This window comes from Mycobacterium sp. NPDC003323, assembly GCF_053589535.1.
In genome coordinates this window covers 233,077-250,920 of record NZ_JBSFSB010000002.1, presented here as the reverse complement: position 1 = coordinate 250,920, position 17,844 = coordinate 233,077, and the positions used below count along the sequence as shown (strand labels likewise).

Here is a 17,844-nt window from a genome sequence, read left to right as displayed (position 1 = left end):
TCTATCCGCTACGGGGCGTGTGTTCGCACATTTGCCCGACGGCGGATTGCCTCGGGATCGGATCCGCGGCTTGCGGTCACTCCTGCGACGGGGTCGCCTCCGACGGCTCGTCGTCGCCGCCGGTGCCCCCGTCTGCGTCCGCATCGTCGCCGTGGGCTTCCTCGGGGGAGTCGTCGTCGGAGCCGTCGGTGACGGTCTCGTCGTCATCGCGTGCCGGCGAGTTGGACGCGTCGTCGTCACCGGCACCCGACCCGGTCAGCAGATCGACCGCGGTATCGCCGTCATCGTCCGAGCCGTCGAGCAGGTCGGTGTTCCGGTCCTCGGTATCGAGGGTCCGGATCGGCTCTCGATCGTCCGCATCGTCGTCATCGATCGTCGGGGTCTGCAAGTCGGCGCGCCGCGAAGCGGGCTCCAGTTCTGCCTGGGGTGAGAACTGCAGCGCCGCCGACGGTTCCGGGGCAGTGGTAGCGGGCTCTGTCGGCTGCTGGCCGGACGTACCACGCTGACGCGCAGCGATATTGGTCACCATGTCGTGCACGCCCTGGCCGATGGCGTCGCCGAGATCTTTGAGCACTTTCAACGGGTTGACGGCCGGCAACAGGCCGAAGGACCGCTGCACCGCCGCAGGGGTGCTGCGGTCATAGCCCAGCTCGACGAGCACCCGCAACACCGGCTCCAGCAGGTCGGCCAGCGGAGTGAGGATCGCGCTGGTGCCCGTGCTGTGACCGATTCCGCGGATCGCCTGTGCCAGCGGCAGCACCTTGGTCGGGATGGTGACATAGGTGGTGTCGCCGATGACGATCCGATTCTTCGGATCGTTGATCTGAGCCTGCAGCTCCTCCTCGGTGTAACCGTTCGGATTCACCTTGTCGTCGTAGGCGCCGTGAACGGCCATGCCCACGAACACATTCAGCACGGCGAGCAGATTGAGCGGATACCGGGGAAAATCGGCGGCGATGTCGTAGTGGAAGGCGATATCGGTGGTCGTCATCCCCGTGTCGTTGGCCGGCGTGCCCTTGGGCACGTACTCGAAGATCGGGACCTCGCCCGGGAAGAACCGCTGCATGAAACCGCCGTTCGGCCGGTTCGGATTACCGATCATCACGAAGCTGAGCCGGCTCTTGTCGACGGTGGCGTCGGCGCCCAGCAGCCGCTTCACCTCGGTGGCCACCGTCGCGCTCTGGGAATTGCCGAACACCACGATCTGCTCGTCGGTCTGGGCTAGCGCCAACCGCACGGCGGCCTCGAGCAAACCCGTCCCCACGACCACCGACGGGCCGAATGCCATCCCGTCGGTGTAGATCGGTGACGCCTCATTCGGGATGTAGACCGGCTGCAACGTGCACGTGCTCACCTTGCACGGCGACACCGGATCGAGGTAACGACGGGACGTCGTGTCCATGTAGCCGTTCACCCGATCGGGATAGGGCTGGGTGGTGCCGCCCATCATGAGCGCGGTGACCGCCCCGGCGGAACCGGGAGGTGCCACCAGCCAGAAGCCGAGTGACAGCGTCAGCGCCACGACGGCCGACCGTACGAATCCGAAGCCCAGCCCGTTACTCATGATCCCCCCGCAGCCCGTGTCGAACTCCAGCACTTGAGTTCGCATTGTGCTGGTAGCGGGGCCGGGCGGTGTGAGTATCGGACTACTCGGGTCGGATCGGATGCCGGTGGGCCGCGGTCCTCACTGCGCGACGTTGCCGCGGATATGGCGGAACGGTTCCTCGGGATCCCAGTTGGCGTACGTGTAGCGCTGTTGCGGGCGGTCGTGCTCGCCGAGCATGAAGGCCCGGTGATAGCGGCCGCGACGCGCCAGCGAGGCCAGCCAGGTCGCGACGGTGCTGATCCGGTTGCTCACACCGGTCAAAAACGCGATGTGGATCAGCCCCCACGCCAGCCAGCCCGGCGCACCGGCCACCCGCAGCGGCCCCACCTGCAGGATCGCGTTGCGGTGGCTGATGTATGCCGCCGATCCGAGGTCGCGGTAGCGGTAGGCGCGCCGGGGTCGTCCTTCGAGATCGCGCCGGATACATGCCGCGGCGTGCCAGCCGCCCTGCATCGCGTTCTCGGCGACACCGGGCAGCTTGTCCCGGCCGGCGAGGTCACCGATGACGAATATCTCGGGATGCCCGGCGATCGTCAGATCCGGTTCGACGGCGATGCGGCCACCGCGGTCGGTCGTGGCGCCGAGCGTCGCGGCGACATGGCGGGCGAATGGCACGGCCTCCACCCCCGCGGTCCAGAACACCGTGCGCGTCGCGAAATCCGTTGACTCGCCATCCTTTTTCGGCGTGATGGTCACACCGTCGCGGCGCACATCGGTGACGTGCACGCCGAAGTGCATCTCGACGCCGAGCCCCTGCAGGGTGTCTTGCGCCTTCGTCGACAGCTGCGGGGCAAACGTCTTCAGGACCCGGTCGCCGCCGTCGAACAGCAGCACCCGGGCCTCGCGCGGTTGGATGCTGTGGAACTCGTGGGCCAGGGTGTGGGTCGCCATCTCGCGGATCTGGCCGGCCAGTTCGACACCGGTCGGTCCGCCGCCTGCGACGGCGAACGTCAGCCAGCTGGTCCGTTCCGGTCCCGGTGGCAGGGTCTCGGCGATCTCGAACGCGGTGAGCACCCGCTGACGGATCTCCAGCGCATCGTCGAGCGTCTTCATTCCCGGCGCCCATTCGGCAAAGCGCTCGTTGCCCATATAGGACTGCCGCATGCCGGCGGCGAGCACCAGCACGTCGTAGTCGATGGTGAACTCCGTCTCGTCGGGTCGCAGGGCAGTGACGGTGTGCGCGTCGGGGTCCAGCTCGATGGCCTCGCCCAGCAGCGCCCGCACGTTGTGGTGGCGGGCGAACTCCTCGCGCAGCGGTCGGCTGATGTGCCCGATGCTCAGCTTGCCGGTCGCGCATTGGTAGAGCAACGGCTGGAACAGGTGGCTCGCCGAACGGTCCAGCACCGTCACGTCGACGTCGAGGCGGGCGAGTCGCCGCGCGCAGAACAGCCCGCCGAACCCGCCGCCGATGATCAGTACCTTGGGTCGTTGTGTCGTCGTCACCTAATCGGGATGCCCCGTTGTGGTGCGAGTCATGCGTTCGCCGGTGTTTCGGCTGGGCGCGGACCTCTGGTCAGGCCGACGCTGTCTGCTCCTGTTCAGCGCGCCGCGCCGTCAACACCCACCGGATGCCACCGACCAGGATGCGGCCGGACATCCGCACCACCGTCGCCTCCAGCGGCGGAAAGTAGGGCAGCCACAACGGCTTTCGCGCCCAGCTCGGCAGCATCGCCACCGAGGTCGTGGCCAGCACCCCATACGGTGCGCGGGCCGGCAACGGCAACGGCGGGGTCAGCAACAGGAAACGGGCGGCTTCGCGCGCCGCGGCGGTGCTGCGCAGCTCCGGCCGATAGGCCTCGATGCGCTCGCGCAACTCGTGCCTGGTCCGCGGCGGATCCGGCACGCCGAGTGCTTCGGCGACGCGGGCGGTATCGGCGACGTACGCGTCGCATCCGGCCGGGTCCAGCGGTTGGGCGCCGTAGAGCTGATGGGCCAGCAGGAAGCTGTCGACCTCGGCGATGTGCACCCACTCCAGCAGGTGCGGGTCGGAGGCTGCATAGGGTGTGAAGTCCGGTGCCACCCCGTGGACGCGGCGGTGGATGCCACGGACCTTGTCGACGGCACGCTGGGCGTCGGTGGCCGGCCCGAACGTGGTCTCCGCCAGGAAGGTGCTGGTGCGCTGCAGGCGTCCCCACGGATCGCCGCGATAGTCGGAGTGCTCGGCGACGCCGGCCATGGCCAACGGATGCAGCGACTGCAACAGCAGCGCGCGCAACCCACCGACGAACATCGAGGCGTCGGCATGGACCCGGCGGATCGGCCGATCCTCGGCGAACCACCGGGGTCCCGGCGTCTCGTGGATCCGGGCCCGGTTGTCCGGCCCGTCCGGTCCGGCGACCAACCCGAACAACGCGCGACCCAAACCGTCCCGGATCGCACCCACTTCCCGCTCCAGCACCATGACTACGACGGTACGTGTCGCCCGGTCAGCGATATCAAAATGTGGTTGGGTTGGGTCCGAACTGGCCGCGATCACCTGCGGACGGCAGCTTGCCCGGCCCATTGTCAGCGGTGACAGTTCGGTCGTCCCGATCGACGAAAGCGATGCGACAGGAACTCCTCAAGCGAACGCGGTAGGCGGCCGGTGATCTGGTGGACTGTGTCGGTCACCCGGTCCTCGGACCCACGGCTGATGCTCGCATCCATGCCGGCGAGAATCTGCGCGAAGTCGGGGGACAACCCAGATGCAATCAGCTGGGTGATGCGTTCGGCGGCGGTGACGCTCACATGCTTGGCCGCGCGGCCGGTCACGCACGAGTAGGTCGCGCACACCTCGGCATAGCTGAGCGCCTGCGGCCCGGTCAGGATGAACTCGTCGTTGGGAGCGGCATCCCGGCGGAGCAATACTGTTGCCACCGAGGCGATATCGGCCACGTCGACGAAACCGACCCGGCCGTCACCGGTGGCGGTGGTCAGCGTGCCCGACTGCAGGCCGGTCGCGACGGGGTGGTCGCCGACGAAGTTCGACATGAACCAGGACGGTCTCAGGATCGCCCATTCCGGCACCAGTTCGGTCACCAGCCGATGCAACGCACCCAGGCCGGTGTCGCTCGGCTCGGTGGCCGACGAACTGAGCAGCACCACCCGCCGCAGGCCGTCGCGCAGACCCCGCTCCAACACCGGACCGACGATCGGCGCCGGTTCCGCGACGCCCACCGGCGCAACGAGATACATCCGTTCCACCCCGGCCAGGGCCGCGGGATGGGTGCCCGGGTCGGCCCAGTCGAAGCGCACCCCGGACGGGCCGGGATCGCGGCTTGCCGCACGCACCACGACGCCGGCCCGGGCGAGCTCACGCCATACCAGCGACCCGGTGTTGCCGGTCGCGCCGGTGACCAGAACCGGCGTCATCCCAGCGCCTCGGCCGCGGCGGCCGGACTCCAGTAGTCCCGATAGGACGCGATGCCGTCGGTGGTCACTGTGATCACGGCGATGTAGCCCAAGCGGTACGGCCGCTGCGCCGCCACGGCGATCCCCTCGGCCTCGAACTCCACGATCACCGTCTGCGGATCCAGCGTCTGGTGCCGCGTCTGAACGGGGATGGCCCGCAGATCGAGCATGTCGGTGTAACCGGCGAGATAGTCGGTGACGGCCGCGCGACCGTCCAACCTGCGCGGCTGTCCGGGGCCGGCGAACGGAAACTCCATGATTCCGGCGGGCGCCCACAACATGGCGAAGGCGGCCATGTCCTGGCTGAGTAGCAGTTCGAAGGCCCGGTCGATGACGGCATTGGTGTGGGCGCGCTGGGCATCGTTCATCTGAACACCTCCATGAATGGAACGGACCCGTGCCGTTCACACTACATACCGGACGGCACCGTGTCGTTCGGGGGAGATAGGCTGCGGTCATGACGGCACCCCGGCGTAAACCCAGCGGCGGCGCCGTCATGCGACCGGCCGTCACCGAGGCGATCGCCAACGCCGCCATCGACGAACTCGTCGAGCAGGGCTACGCCAAACTGGCCATGGAGAAGGTGGCCCGGCGGGCCGGGGTCGGCAAGCATGCGCTGTACCGGCGCTGGCCGTCCAAGGTGGACCTGGTCACCGAGGTGCTCGCGCGGCTCAGCGTCCCGCAGGATCCGGCCCCCGACACCGGATCCCTGCGCGGTGATGTCCGAGCCATGCTCACCGCGGTGACCCAGTGGCTCGGCGACCCGCGGATCCGCGCCATCCTGCCCAGTCTGATCGCCGAGTACGACCGCAATCCGGCCCTGGCCGAGGCCGCTGCCACGCATATCGGCGGCCCGCGTCGGGAATGGGGCCGCGCCGCACTGGAACGCGCGCAGGTGCCTGCGGGGCGGATCGAGCTGATCCTGGACCTGATGGCGGCGCCGGTCTTCTGGCGCCTGACCCACGGTCGAGAGGTCGATGACGGCTACCTGGACGCGCTGGCCGACCTGATCGTGTCCGGTGTCGAATAGTTCTGTGCCGGTAACTGTTCCGATTCGTTATCCGACGCACAGCGCGCGCCTAACTTCGCCACAGTGGCCGCCCAACGGGCGGCCATAGCGTGCTGATCCGTGTGGCGGTGAGGTGCCGCGAGAACACACACGGATGAATGGAGTCCCCATGAAGCTCACGCGTCGCGCCGCCGCCCCGATCCTGGCCGGCGGTATCGCGGTGGCCGGCCTGCTCGGAGCCGGGATGGGCACCGCGAGCGCCGACCCGGGCCGTCCCTGCGGGGGTCCGGATGCCGCAGCCTGCGCACCCGCTCCGCAGAACAACAACTGGCAGCAACGCGGTATGGATCAGGCCCGCAACGACCATCAGCCCTTCATGTACAACGGGCACCGGGTGGAACCGCTGCGCGCCGGCAACGGCGACGGTTGGGGCTTCTGGTTCCTGGGGCAGTGGATTCGGTTGTAGTCCACCGTTCACACCGGCGCGCAGGGCGGCAGCCCTGCGCGCCGGGAACCGATACGTGTCGATCAACCCGTTGTCGGACAGTGTGTTTGACGAAACGAGCGCCTCTCTTGACGCCCGCCTCGGATTTCGTCGAGTCCGATGAATGGGCTGAACACGTACCTGCATCGGCGATGCACGAGTTCCGTCGGATCGGCCGGACGGCCGGTTGTTCGGCTTGTACGATCGGGTTGACCGCCCAGATCTGCCGACAGGAGAACCGATGCCGCGCCCCGGTGTGGAAGCCGTGCGTCGGACGCAGACTCTGGCCGTCGGGTGCGTTGCAACGCGTCATCCCGAACGTCATGGCGCGCCGTTGAAGCGCCCAGACATGCTGTGATCGAACGACATCGAAGAAAGGCCGACACATGAGTCTCTACGCAGTGGTTGATCCGGCAACCGGCGAGGTGGTGCGCGAGTACCCGACCGCCACCGATGACCAGATCGAGGAGGCGCTGGCCGCTGCGGCCCAGGCGTTCGGCGATTGGTCCAAGACCACCACCGTCGCCCAACGCGCGGAGTTGATCCGCAAGGTCGCCGCCCTGCACAACGAGCGCAAGGACGAACTGGCCAAGATCATCCAGCGCGAGATGGGCAAGCCGCTGGACCAGTCCGTCGGTGAGGTGGAGTTCAGCGCCGCCATCTACGAGTTCTACGCCGACAATGCCGAGAAGTTCCTGGCCGATGAGCCCATCGATCTGCTCGAAGGCGAAGGCAGCGCGCTCATCCGGCGCAGTCCGGTCGGTGTGCTGCTGGGCATCATGCCGTGGAACTACCCCTACTACCAGGTGGCCCGCTTCGCCGGCCCGAATCTGGTGCTGGGCAACACCATCGTGCTCAAGCACGCCCCGCAGTGCCCCGAGTCCGCGGCCGCGCTGCAGCAGATCTTCCTCGACGCCGGGTACCCCGAGGGTGCCTACGTCAACGTCTACGCCACCAACGAGCAGATCGCCGAGGCCATCGCCGACCCGCGCGTGCAGGGCGTGTCGCTGACCGGTTCCGAGCGTGCCGGCGCCGCGGTCGCCGAGATCGCCGGCCGCAACCTGAAGAAGGTCGTGCTGGAACTGGGCGGGTCGGATCCGTTCATCCTGCTCTCGGCCGATGATCTGGACGCCGCCGTGGAGGCCGCGGTCGACGGTCGCTTCGAGAACACCGGGCAGGCGTGCAACGCCGCCAAGCGCATCATCGTCGAGGCGGGCGTCTATGACGAATTCATCGACAAGTTCACCGCCAAGGTGTTGGCCAAGGGCGACGGGTTGGCGCCGCTGTCCTCGGTGGCCGCTGCCGAACGGCTGGAGGATCAGGTCAATCGCGCGGTCGCCGACGGCGCCACGTTGACCTCCGACGGTCAGCGCAACGGTGCGTTCTTCCCGCCCGGCGTGCTCACCGGTGTCTCGCCGGACAAGCCGTCGGCCAAGGAGGAACTGTTCGGTCCGGTCGCCACCGTCTACAAGGTCTCCGGTGAGGACGCGGCCGTCGCGCTGGCCAACGACACCCCGTTCGGCCTGGGCTCCTACGTCTTCACCACCGACGCCGAGCAGGCCAAGCGCGTCGCCGACAAGATCGACGCCGGCATGGTGTTCGTCAACGCCGTCGGCGCCGAGGGCGCCGAACTGCCCTTCGGCGGGGTGAAGCGCTCCGGGTTCGGCCGCGAACTGGGCCGCTTCGGCATCGACGAATTCGTCAACAAGAAACTCATCCGCATCGCCGGCTGATGCGGTCGCGGCGGTGATCGGCGACGGTCTGTAACGGTAGGCCCCGAACGACACACTCCCTTGCATATCCATCGAACAAGGGAGTCAGTCATGACCGTCATCCAGCAAAACCCCATCGCTTCGGCTCAGTCCACCCTCGCCACCATCGGCGGGCACGTCGCCCGCTACGGCCTGGTGGTGGTGATCGGGTGGATCGGGGCGTTGAAGTTCACCTCCTACGAGGCCCACGGCATCGAGCCGCTGGTCGCCAATTCACCCCTGATGAGCTGGGTATACGACATCTTCTCGGTGACCGGCTTCTCGGCGCTGCTCGGCGTGCTGGAACTCGCGACGGCCGCCATGCTGGCCGTCAAGCCGTGGCTGCCGCGGGTGGCCGTGGCCGGCGGCGTGATCGCGGTGGGGCTGTTCGCCGCGACCATCAGCTTCCTGTTCACCACACCCGGGGTGGGCGAGGCCACCGCGGGCGGCTTCCCGGTACTGTCGATGACCGGCCAGTTCCTGATCAAAGATGTTGCCCTGATCGGGATCTCACTGTGGCTGGTGGCCGATGCGCTGGCCGCGGTCCGCAGCCGAAGTGACCTCGCGGACCTGCGCTGAGACCTACGATGGTCCGGCGATGATCACATCGGCAACGGAGGAGGCCGCCCTTGTCGCCGCCCTGCGCGGTGGTGACGAGGCGGCCTTCGCCGCCCTGGTCGAAAAGCACACTCCGGCCATGCTGCGGATCGCGGCCGGCTACGTGCCCAATCACCAGATCGCCGAGGAGGTCGTCCAGGAGACCTGGATCGCGCTGCTCAAGGGCATCGACCGATTCGAGGGCCGATCATCGTTGCGCACATGGCTTTTCACCATCATGGTCAACATCGCCAAGGCGCGCGGACTGCGTGAACGGCGTGACACCGAGGTGCAGGTACTGGCGTTCACCGAGGGCACCGTCGACCCGGCACGGTTTCGCGACGCCGGCGAGGAGTGGGCCGGCCATTGGAAGGACAGCGAGGCGCCGTCGCCGTTCCCCGACACCCCCGAGGGGTCGGTGCTCGGGGATGAGCTGCTGGACGTGACCCGCCGGGAACTGGACAAACTGCCCGTCCGGCAGCGGGAGGTCGTGACCATGCGAGATGTGCTCGGCATGGATGCCGCCGAAGTGTGCGAGTTGCTACAGATCAGCGTCGCCAACCAACGCGTGCTGCTGCACCGCGGTCGTGCCGCGGTGCGGCAGGCACTTGAGGATTATCTGAAGGAGTCCGCATGAGCGCGGAATCGATGGACTGCAACGAACTGGTGGAGCTGGTGACCGCCTACCTGGAGGGCGCCCTCGATCTGGACACCCGCGCGCGGTTCGACATCCACCTCACCGAGTGCGACGGCTGCGACAACTACCTGCAGCAGTTGCAGACCACGGTGGACACCCTGGGCCGGGTCGATTCCGGTGAGCTCGACCCGGCCTTCCGGGACCGGTTGCTGGCGGCCTTCCGCGAGTGGAAGTGATTGGCGCCGGGGCTTATCCGCTGCTGGGACCGGTCGTCACCGGCGGTACCCGATCCTTACCCGTCTTCGGGTCGTAGTTCTCCCAGAACGTCGCGCCGACGATGCCCAGTGCCACCGGGTCGAAGGCGGGGTCGAGCCCGGATTTCTTCTGCCGCTCGTAATCGCGCAGCGCCTTGTAGGCGGGTTGCTGCAGGATCAGGATGCCGATGATGTTGAGCCACGCCATCAACCCGACGCCGATATCGCCGAGGGTCCAGGCGTCGCTGGCGGTGGACACCGCGCCGATGGTCACCGACACCAGGATCAGTGCCTGCAGCAGCATGGTGGACGTGCGACCGACGCTGCCGCGCAGGAACGGGACGGTGGCCGTTGCGGACTTGCCAAGCAGGAAACGGAGATTCGTCTCGGCCATGTAGTAATAGGCGATGATGGTGGTGAGGCAGAAGAAGAACAGCGACACCGCGATGAACGTCGAACCGCCGCCGGCCCACAGCGTGTCGAAGCCGACCTGGGCGAAGGTCGGACCCACTTCGGCGTCGGCGGGCAGTCGGCCGCCGTCGGCCAGTACCGACCCCGTGGCGCTTTCACCCTCGTACACCCGGTACGCTCCGGTCGACAGGATCAGGAACCCGGTTGCGCTGCAGATGAACAGCGTGTCTACGTACACCGCGAATGCCTGCACCAGACCCTGCTTGGCGGGATGTGACACCTCTGCGGCGGCCGCGGCGTGCGGACCGGTGCCCTGTCCGGCCTCGTTGGAGTAGATACCGCGCTTGACGCCCCACATGATCGCGGCACCTAGGATCGCACCGAACGCCGCATCGGCACCGAACGCACTCGAGATGACCATGCTGATCACGCCGGGTACTTCGGAAGCGTTCGCAGCCACGATGATCAAGGCCAGCAAGATATAGATCAGCGCCATGAACGGCACCACCACGGAGGCGAACGTCGCGATGCGCTTGACACCGCCGATGATGATGAATGCCAGCAGGATCACCGTGCCGATGGCGACCCACCAGGTCGACACGCCCCATGCACCGCTCATCGCCGAGGCCATCGAGTTGGACTGCACGCTGGGCAGCAGGAGGCCGCAGGCCAGCACCGTGACCGCGGCGAACAGCAGCCCATACAGTTTGAAGAACGGTGCCGCCTTGGTGTGTGCCAATGCTCGGCTGAGGTAATAGGCCGGTCCGCCGCGGTACTCGCCGGTGAGTTGGTCGCGCACCTTGTAGATCTGACCGAGCGTGCACTCGACGAACGAGGTGGACGCCCCGAGGAAAGCCACCGTCCACATCCAGAACAGGGCGCCGGGTCCACCGAAGGCGATGGCGGTCGCGACACCGGCGATGTTGCCGGTGCCGACGCGGCCGGCCAGGGACATGGTGAGCGCCTGGAAGGATGACACACCCGAGGGCGACTTCTCGCCGCGCAACATCAACCGCACCATCTCGGGTATCTGCCGAACCTGTACGAACCGGGAGCGGATCGAAAAGTAGATGCCGGCTGCCAGACACAGATAGACGAGGGCGTTACTCCAGATGTAGCTGTTGACGGTACTGAGGAATTCGGTCACCAGTGGCGTTCCAATCATGTCGTGCGGGTGTGCTCATGCTTGCAGGACTGCGGCGCCGATGTGTTTCTTTTCCATGACAACGACGTAAGTCCGTTGATCGGAAAGGTCAGCCGAGCACCTTCAGCGGCAGCGAGACGAACCCGCCGCGACTGGTGACGGTCAGCAGATACCGCCCGCCGACCGGCACCGGCAGCGCCAGTGGGTAGTAGGCGAATCCGATCTCGCCGCCCAGGCTCGACGGCGGAACGTCGAGGCGCAGGTCCATTCCCGTGCCGGTCGGATCGGTGAACCGGATGTCGATCGTGGGTGACGCATCGCCGGGTTCGGGCGCGATGAGCACCACCAGCGTGACGCGGGCCGTGCGATCGGAGCCGGGCCGGCAGGTGTCGACCACGCCGCCGACGATGTCGAGTTTGTTGTCGACGACGACCGCCGACTCGGCCAGCAGCGCCCCGGTGACGATCATGGCGCGTCGTATACCCCAATGTGGTGCGGCTCGATCATGAACCGGCGACAATCAGTACAGATTTCGATGTACTATCTGGTGTGTGCAGACGTTGACCCACACCGATGCGCTGGCCCGGTTCGGTCACGCCTTGTCCGATATCACCCGCGCACAGATATTGCTGAGCCTCGATCGGGCACCGGGCTATCCCTCCGAACTCGCCGAGCAACTGGGCGTGACGCGTCAGATCCTGTCCAACCACCTGAGCTGCCTGCGCGGGTGCGGTCTGGTGGTCGCGGTTCCTGAGGGGCGCCGCACCCGCTACGAATTGGCCGATGCCCGCATCGGTCGGGCACTCGGCGACCTGATGGGCCTCGTCCTGGCGGTCGATCCCGGTTGCTGCACCGATTGCGTGTGCTGCTGATGGCCGCCCCGGTGACCGAGGCGCGACGCGCGGTGCTGTCGCGACGCATCAGGTGGTTCGTCGCCATGACCATCACCTACAACATCGTCGAAGCCTTCGTGGCGATCACCGAGGGCGCGCGGGTGTCGTCGAGCGCGCTGATCGGGTTCGGCCTGGACTCCACGATCGAGGTCGCCTCGGCGGCCGCGGTGGCTTGGCAGTTCTCCGGTTCCGATCCGGAAGCGCGGGAGAAGGTGGCGCTGCGGATCATCGCGTTCTCGTTCTTCGGTCTGGCGCTGTTCGTGACGGTGGATGCCGTGCGCACGTTGACCGGTGCCGAGGAGGCCCGGCACTCGTCGATCGGCATCGGTTTGGCCGCACTCAGCCTGGTGATCATGCCGGTACTGTCCTGGGCGCAGCGCCGGGCCGGTCGCGAACTGGGATCGCTGTCGGCCGTCGCGGATTCCAAACAGACACTGCTGTGCACCTACCTGTCGGCGGTTCTGCTGGTCGGTCTGGTGCTCAACAGCGCCTTCGGGCTGTCCTGGGCCGACCCGGTCGCGGCCCTGGTGATCGCCGCCGTGGCGGTCAAGGAGGGCAGGCAGGCGTGGCGCGGTGAAAACTGCTGCGCCCCAGTTCCGCAGCAGCGATCGTGCTGCGACTGACGACTCGTGGGGCATAACGTTGCGCCATGAGCTTCTACGAGGTCATCGAGACGGTCGGCAAGGCAATCGACGGCATCGGCGTGGCGGTCATCGCCATCGGTGCGCTGATCGCGGCGGCGGCCACCGTCCGCCGCCTGGTGGGCAAATCCGGTGACGCGTACCGGTTCTTCCGCGAACGGTTGGGCCGCTCCATCCTGCTCGGACTGGAACTGCTGGTCGCCGCCGACATCATCCGGACCGTCGCGCTGACCCCGACCTGGGAGAGTGTCGCGGTGCTCGCGGTGATCGTCCTGATCCGTACGTTCCTGAGCTTCTCGCTGGAACTGGAGATCAGCGGTCGCTGGCCCTGGCAGCAACGGATCCGGGAACAACCTCAGACCAGCTGACGGGGTTGTGCGCCAACCGGATCGGGGCGCACCCGGGTCCAGCGGTGCAGCAGCCATGCGACGGGAATCGACAGCGCGAGCGTGGTCGCGAAGAGCCCGAGCATCGAGCCGGTGAACACCGGCCAGCCCAGGATCGACGCCATCGCGATCTCCATCAGGATCACGTGCACCAGGAAGATCTCATACGAGATCTCACCCAGCCACACCACCGGGCGGCTACCCAACACGCGGGCCGGACCGCCACCGGGATCGAGCACCAACGGCGCCAGCAGACCGACGGCCACCACCGCATACAGGGTGGATCGCACCACCGCCTGTCCGGGCTGCACCACGGTCGCGGTGACCTCACCGGCAATCGGTAGCGCCACCACCAGTAGCGCGATCAGCGCGGCCGGCCAGATCAGATATCCGCGGCAGCGCGCCCCGGCCACCTGCAGCACCGCCAGCGCCATTCCGCCGATGAAGTGGATCAACTGGGCCGGCAACCAGATATTGGCCGAGGTCGGCAGCACGTCGGTGGCGTGTTGAATCCACAGCCACAGCGGGGTCAGCGCGCCGAGGGCGGCCAGCCCGGCCAACAACAACTTCGGCCGCCACCGCCGCCGGCACAACACCGTCAGCAGCAGACCGGCCAGCAGCGGCAGCACCGCATAGAACGCCACCTCGACCGCCAGGCTCCACATCTGGGTCAGGCCCTGATGCAGGACCGCCAGCGGCGGATAGATCTGGGTCAATGTCAGATGCTGCACCAGACCCAACCAGGTGTGTCCGGGATTGGGCCCGGCGTCGCGGAACTCGTAGACCGCGTAGGCGATCACCACCGTCACGACATACGCCGGCGCGATCCGCCGCACCCGGTGCCGCGCATAACGTCGCACCGAGGGTGCCGCGGTGCCGTCGCGCAGGGCGACCAGCCAGGGCCGGAACAGCAGATAACCGGAGAGGGCGAAGAAGATCGGCACGCCCACCTCCAGACGCGCATACAACGAGCCCAGATAACCGTTGGTCAGCTGGCCCGTTCCGTAGGCGGCGTGGGTGGCGACGATCAGCAGAGCGGCCGGAGCGCGCAGACCCGTGAGCGAGGCCACCCGTGCCGTTCTGCGTGGGCCGGCATCGGGGATCGCACGCATGGTCCCACCAGGGTACGGGCGGCGCTGCGCGGCTCAGAGCCCGGCGGCCAGCCGCTCCAGCACCGCGAGGTGAGCGTCCACCGTGGTCAGTCCGGCGCCCATCGTGTTGATGGACAGATGCGTCGCCCCGGTTTGTGACCAGGCGGCGACGTCGGCCAGAACCGCGTCGTCATCACCGTTCCACGCGACGCGGCCCTCCATTCCGAGCGATGCCGGATCCCGGCCCGCGGCCGTCGCGGCCTGATCGACCACCGAGCGGGCCTGCTGCAGGCGGGGGCCGGGCGCCATCATCGGGAACCAGCCGTCGGCGAGCCGGCCGGCCCGGCGGTAGCCCGCATCGGACGCCGCGCCGATCCAGAGCGGGATCGGCCGTTGCACCGGCATCGGCGCCAACCCGGCTCCCGTGATGCGGTGGTGGCCGCCGGTGAAGGTCACCGTCGGCTCGGTCCACAACCGTCTCAGGACCTCGATCTGCTCACCCGATCTCTTGCCGCGGTCACCGAAGTTTTCACCCAGTGCCTCGTATTCGACGGCATTCCAACCGATCCCGACACCCAACCGCAGCCGGCCGCCGCTGAGCAGATCGACCTCGGCGGCCTGCTTGGCCACCAACACCGTCTGGCGCTGCGGAAGGATGATGACGCCGGTGACCAGTTCGACGGCGTGGGTGACCCCAGCCAGATACCCGAACATGACCAAAGGCTCGTGGAACGTGGTGTGGACGTCGTACGGTCCGTTCCACCCGGTGTGCACCTCGGGGTCGGCGCCGACGACATGGTCGTAGGCCAGGATGTGTGTGAAGCCCAGTTCCTCGACGCGCTGTCCGTACGCGCGCACCGCTCCCGCGTCACCGCCCAGTTCCGTCTGTGGGAACACCACCCCGATCCGCATGTGCCCAGCATGCCCGACGGCCCCGCCGGCCGTATCCGTACCGTGACCGGGGGTTTTCGACACGCCGAATTGGCTGCCATGGTTCCGACGCCCTTTCCGTTACAAATGACTCAAATTCGAGAAGGGTCGGGGCTGAATGTGAGCACGGTGCGCGGCGGACGGATATTCCGGCGTCGCAAATTAATACGCGCGGCTCTCGGTGCCATTGTCTCCGGGCTTTGTGTGGTGGCTCTGATCACGACCCCGACCTCGCAGCGGCACCGTCAGGTGGTCACCGATGATCTGACGGCACTGAGCAATTCAGCGACCACTCTCGGTTTCGCCGATTCGCAGGTCTACTTCTACGACGACGCCGAGGTCGCCGCGACGGTGCAGCGATGGGTGCAGAACAATATCCGCACCGTGCGGATCGGAATTCCGTGGGCAGGTGTCGAGGCCTGGCAGGGCCGGTATGACTGGTCGCGGTCCGACCGGGTGGTCGCTGCCGCAGCTGCGGCAAACATCTCGATCATCTGCGCCATCACCTCCAGTCCGTGGTGGGCCAAGGCGCACAATGCCTTGCCGCCGCACGGCCGGCCGGCCTCGCCCGATCAGTATGGGAAATTCACCGCGAAAGTCGCCGAAAGGTACAAAGGCAGAATTGCGGCATACGAGATCTGGAATGAGCCGAACGGGATATTCGGTTATCACCCGGCTCCCGATCCGGCGGGATATACCGACCTGTTGAAGGCCGCTTATCCGCGAATCAAGGCCGTCGACCCGGCCGCCATCGTCATCGGCGGGGTGCTGGGGTCCGGCAAGACGTGGGGCTCGTGGACGATCGATCCGGTCACCTTCTTGACTCGGATGTACAAGGCAGGTGCCAAACCGTTCTTCGACGCGTTGTCCTATCACCCCTACAGCTACACCATGAAATTCTCACAGGGCATGCTGCAGCGGGATTCCCCGGTGGAGCAGTTGGTCCGGATGCGACGGGTGATGCTGGAACAGGGCGACGGCCCGAAGAAGATCTGGGTGTCCGAGTACGGCGCCCCCACCAATCGGGTCAGCGAGGCAACGCAGGCGGCGTTCATCTCGGACATGATCAGCACGTGGCGCGAACTTCCGTACGCCGGACCGTTGATGCTGTACACCACAAGGGATCTCAACAGTTCCAGTAACTCCGATGATGACCGTTTCGGTCTGTACCGGTCGAACTGGGTGCCCAAGGCCGCCCAGCAGATCGTGGCATCCCCACCGGGCACCAATGCGGCCTTTCAACGGTTCACCGCGTTCACCGATCCGATGTTCGGTGAAGTGCTCAGTCCGGTCTACACGGGCCCCTTCAAGGTGCCGACGCAGTTGCGCACGCTCGGCACGTTGTGGGAGGTATCGCCGGGCAAGATCATCGCGTCTCCGACGGCGGTCGCCGACCTGGTCCGTAAGCGGAACATGCTGCCCAAGACGAGCTTCAAGGACGGTTATCAGGATTTCGGCGGCTGGCAGCCGTTCCGGGTCTGGTACTCGCCGGAGACAGGGCTGCACACCGCCAGCATGGAGTTCGCCAAGAAGTGGGTGCCCGAACTCGGCCTGGCGACGTCCTCAGAGCGGTGGACTTATCGGGGGACCCGGGTCGACTTCCAGCGCGGCCACATGACCTGGGTGCCATGGGTCGGCGTCAAGGTGGTCCTCACGCAGTAGCCGGCAGCAACGGCGCCATGGCGCCGGCCGGAATGCGCCTCTAATGTTTGTCACCCGCAGTCGGCGGATCGACCACTGGTGCCGTCGACGATTGCTGCGGCGAGTGGACAACTTTTGCGCCTCGTTGACAATAACTTTGCTATATCGATTCACGTGATCTTGAAATCGGTGTGCTGGCAAAGGTTGTTACGGGGTCGCCAGGGGCTGGGTGGGCAATGTGCGGCTATCGCACTCAAACGCGTGCCCTGGTGCGGAAACGCTGGCGAAAGCGCTGATTGAGAGCGTATATCGTGTAAGTCGAGCGCTCTCACCACAGTCGCCGGCAAATACCGCCGCCACGGCATGCTAGGGGCCGGACCGTGCTTTGAGCGAAGGTCTTTCCCGCTGGGCAACCGCCGTGGTAGCTTCGCTGTGTTGGTTGGGGACTTTGCTGAAAGGGAGAATCAACATGGACCGTCGTTCAGGAACCTCCGTCCGGATGATTGCCGCGACGCTCGTGGCCGGGGGTGGCATCGCGCTGGGCATGGGCGCGGCCACGGTGGCCGCCGGCACCGCACACGCCGAGACGGGGCAAACCTCGTCGCAACAGAGCACAAACAAGTCCCCGCTGCAGCGGCTGGGCAAGTTCGGATCCAACCTGACGCAGAACATCGGCCGGTTCGGCAGCAACCTGCAGATCAACGGCGGCACAGCTGCCAGCAATGCGCAGCAGCAGCTGGGCCAGTTCGGCAGCGATCTGCAGCAGAACAGCGGCGCCGCCGCAGCACACGTGCAACGCCAGCTCGGCACCGTGGGCAGCGATGCGCAGCAGCAGCTCGGTCAGGTGGGTACCGACGTTCTGGTGAACGGTGGCACCGTGGGTAGCGATGCGCAGCAGCAGCTCGGTCAGGTGGGTACCGACGTTCTGGTGAACGGTGGCACCGTGGGCAGCGATGCGCAGCAGCAGCTCGGTCAGGTG

At 66.9% G+C, this 17,844-nt stretch carries 20 protein-coding genes; 11 read left to right on the top strand and 9 right to left on the bottom strand.

The window, feature by feature from the left end:
• Positions 1-76 precede the first annotated feature (76 nt).
• From ACWDUN_RS07965 to ACWDUN_RS07945, 5 genes are all read right to left on the bottom strand, one after another.
• Complete coding sequence (locus ACWDUN_RS07965; protein WP_449926997.1) at positions 77-1,564, bottom strand: PE-PPE domain-containing protein; 1,488 nt, start codon at positions 1,562-1,564, stop codon at positions 77-79.
• A 120-nt stretch (positions 1,565-1,684) separates the two neighbouring features.
• Positions 1,685-3,049, bottom strand: a complete 1,365-nt coding sequence (locus ACWDUN_RS07960; RefSeq protein ID WP_449926994.1) for an NAD(P)/FAD-dependent oxidoreductase — start codon at positions 3,047-3,049, stop codon at positions 1,685-1,687.
• A 70-nt stretch (positions 3,050-3,119) separates the two neighbouring features.
• Positions 3,120-4,007 carry an oxygenase MpaB family protein gene (locus ACWDUN_RS07955; protein WP_449926991.1) on the bottom strand — a complete coding sequence of 296 codons (888 nt, stop codon included), beginning with the start codon at positions 4,005-4,007 and terminating at the stop codon, positions 3,120-3,122.
• Positions 4,008-4,111: 104 nt separating this feature from the next.
• Positions 4,112-4,957 (bottom strand): ergot alkaloid biosynthesis protein, encoded by an 846-nt coding sequence (locus ACWDUN_RS07950; protein ID WP_449926989.1) that lies wholly within the window; start codon positions 4,955-4,957, stop codon positions 4,112-4,114.
• Complete coding sequence (locus ACWDUN_RS07945) at positions 4,954-5,364, bottom strand: nuclear transport factor 2 family protein (protein WP_449926986.1); 411 nt, start codon at positions 5,362-5,364, stop codon at positions 4,954-4,956. The genes ACWDUN_RS07950 and ACWDUN_RS07945 overlap by 4 nt, the downstream gene beginning before the upstream one ends.
• Before the next feature lie 89 nt (positions 5,365-5,453).
• On the opposite strand from ACWDUN_RS07945, the gene ACWDUN_RS07940 reads away from it, so the two are divergent.
• The 6 genes from ACWDUN_RS07940 to ACWDUN_RS07915 all read left to right on the top strand — a co-directional run bounded on the left by ACWDUN_RS07940 (position 5,454) and on the right by ACWDUN_RS07915 (position 9,710).
• Positions 5,454-6,026 (top strand): TetR/AcrR family transcriptional regulator, encoded by a 573-nt coding sequence (locus ACWDUN_RS07940; protein WP_449926982.1) that lies wholly within the window; start codon positions 5,454-5,456, stop codon positions 6,024-6,026.
• Positions 6,027-6,174: 148 nt separating this feature from the next.
• Positions 6,175-6,471, top strand: coding sequence for a hypothetical protein (locus ACWDUN_RS07935; protein ID WP_449926979.1), 297 nt, complete (start codon positions 6,175-6,177; stop codon positions 6,469-6,471).
• Between the two features lie 404 nt (positions 6,472-6,875).
• The gene (locus ACWDUN_RS07930) at positions 6,876-8,222 is read left to right on the top strand and encodes an NAD-dependent succinate-semialdehyde dehydrogenase (protein WP_449926976.1); all 1,347 of its coding nucleotides are present in this window, start codon (positions 6,876-6,878) and stop codon (positions 8,220-8,222) included.
• A gap of 90 nt (positions 8,223-8,312) precedes the next feature.
• Complete coding sequence (locus ACWDUN_RS07925) at positions 8,313-8,819, top strand: YkgB family protein (protein WP_449926973.1); 507 nt, start codon at positions 8,313-8,315, stop codon at positions 8,817-8,819.
• A 19-nt stretch (positions 8,820-8,838) separates the two neighbouring features.
• The gene (locus ACWDUN_RS07920; protein WP_449926970.1) at positions 8,839-9,474 is read left to right on the top strand and encodes an RNA polymerase sigma factor; all 636 of its coding nucleotides are present in this window, start codon (positions 8,839-8,841) and stop codon (positions 9,472-9,474) included.
• Positions 9,471-9,710 carry an anti-sigma factor family protein gene (locus tag ACWDUN_RS07915; RefSeq protein ID WP_449926967.1) on the top strand — a complete coding sequence of 80 codons (240 nt, stop codon included), beginning with the start codon at positions 9,471-9,473 and terminating at the stop codon, positions 9,708-9,710. Before ACWDUN_RS07920 ends, ACWDUN_RS07915 begins: the two co-directional genes overlap by 4 nt.
• 13 nt (positions 9,711-9,723) lie before the next feature.
• On the opposite strand, the gene ACWDUN_RS07910 is transcribed toward ACWDUN_RS07915, so the two are convergent.
• Positions 9,724-11,286, bottom strand: a complete 1,563-nt coding sequence (locus ACWDUN_RS07910) for an alanine/glycine:cation symporter family protein (protein ID WP_449927779.1) — start codon at positions 11,284-11,286, stop codon at positions 9,724-9,726.
• A 106-nt stretch (positions 11,287-11,392) separates the two neighbouring features.
• A complete protein-coding gene (locus tag ACWDUN_RS07905; protein ID WP_449926965.1) occupies positions 11,393-11,752 on the bottom strand; it encodes a hypothetical protein in 360 nt (119 codons plus the stop codon).
• 82 nt (positions 11,753-11,834) lie between these two features.
• On the opposite strand from ACWDUN_RS07905, the gene ACWDUN_RS07900 reads away from it, so the two are divergent.
• Genes ACWDUN_RS07900 through ACWDUN_RS07890 form a run of 3 tightly spaced genes read left to right on the top strand, consistent with a single transcriptional unit; the run spans position 11,835 to position 13,185 of the window.
• The gene (locus tag ACWDUN_RS07900; protein WP_449926962.1) at positions 11,835-12,155 is read left to right on the top strand and encodes an ArsR/SmtB family transcription factor; all 321 of its coding nucleotides are present in this window, start codon (positions 11,835-11,837) and stop codon (positions 12,153-12,155) included.
• A complete protein-coding gene (locus ACWDUN_RS07895) occupies positions 12,155-12,799 on the top strand; it encodes a cation transporter (RefSeq protein ID WP_449927777.1) in 645 nt (214 codons plus the stop codon). Before ACWDUN_RS07900 ends, ACWDUN_RS07895 begins: the two co-directional genes overlap by 1 nt.
• Positions 12,800-12,825: 26 nt before the next feature.
• Complete coding sequence (locus ACWDUN_RS07890; protein ID WP_449926959.1) at positions 12,826-13,185, top strand: DUF1622 domain-containing protein; 360 nt, start codon at positions 12,826-12,828, stop codon at positions 13,183-13,185.
• Here the strand turns inward: ACWDUN_RS07890 and ACWDUN_RS07885 are convergent.
• Both ACWDUN_RS07885 and ACWDUN_RS07880 read right to left on the bottom strand, forming a co-directional pair.
• The gene (locus ACWDUN_RS07885) at positions 13,173-14,315 is read right to left on the bottom strand and encodes an acyltransferase family protein (protein WP_449926956.1); all 1,143 of its coding nucleotides are present in this window, start codon (positions 14,313-14,315) and stop codon (positions 13,173-13,175) included. The two genes, ACWDUN_RS07890 and ACWDUN_RS07885, sit on opposite strands and share 13 nt — an antisense overlap.
• A 33-nt stretch (positions 14,316-14,348) precedes the next feature.
• Positions 14,349-15,206 (bottom strand): LLM class F420-dependent oxidoreductase, encoded by an 858-nt coding sequence (locus tag ACWDUN_RS07880; RefSeq protein ID WP_449926953.1) that lies wholly within the window; start codon positions 15,204-15,206, stop codon positions 14,349-14,351.
• Between the two features lie 225 nt (positions 15,207-15,431).
• Between ACWDUN_RS07880 and ACWDUN_RS07875 the strand changes: the two genes are divergently transcribed.
• Positions 15,432-16,886, top strand: coding sequence for a cellulase family glycosylhydrolase (locus ACWDUN_RS07875; protein WP_449926949.1), 1,455 nt, complete (start codon positions 15,432-15,434; stop codon positions 16,884-16,886).
• Positions 16,887-17,334: 448 nt separating this feature from the next.
• The coding region (locus tag ACWDUN_RS07870) for a hypothetical protein (RefSeq protein WP_449926946.1) at positions 17,335-17,844 on the top strand (510 nt) is incomplete at its 3' end.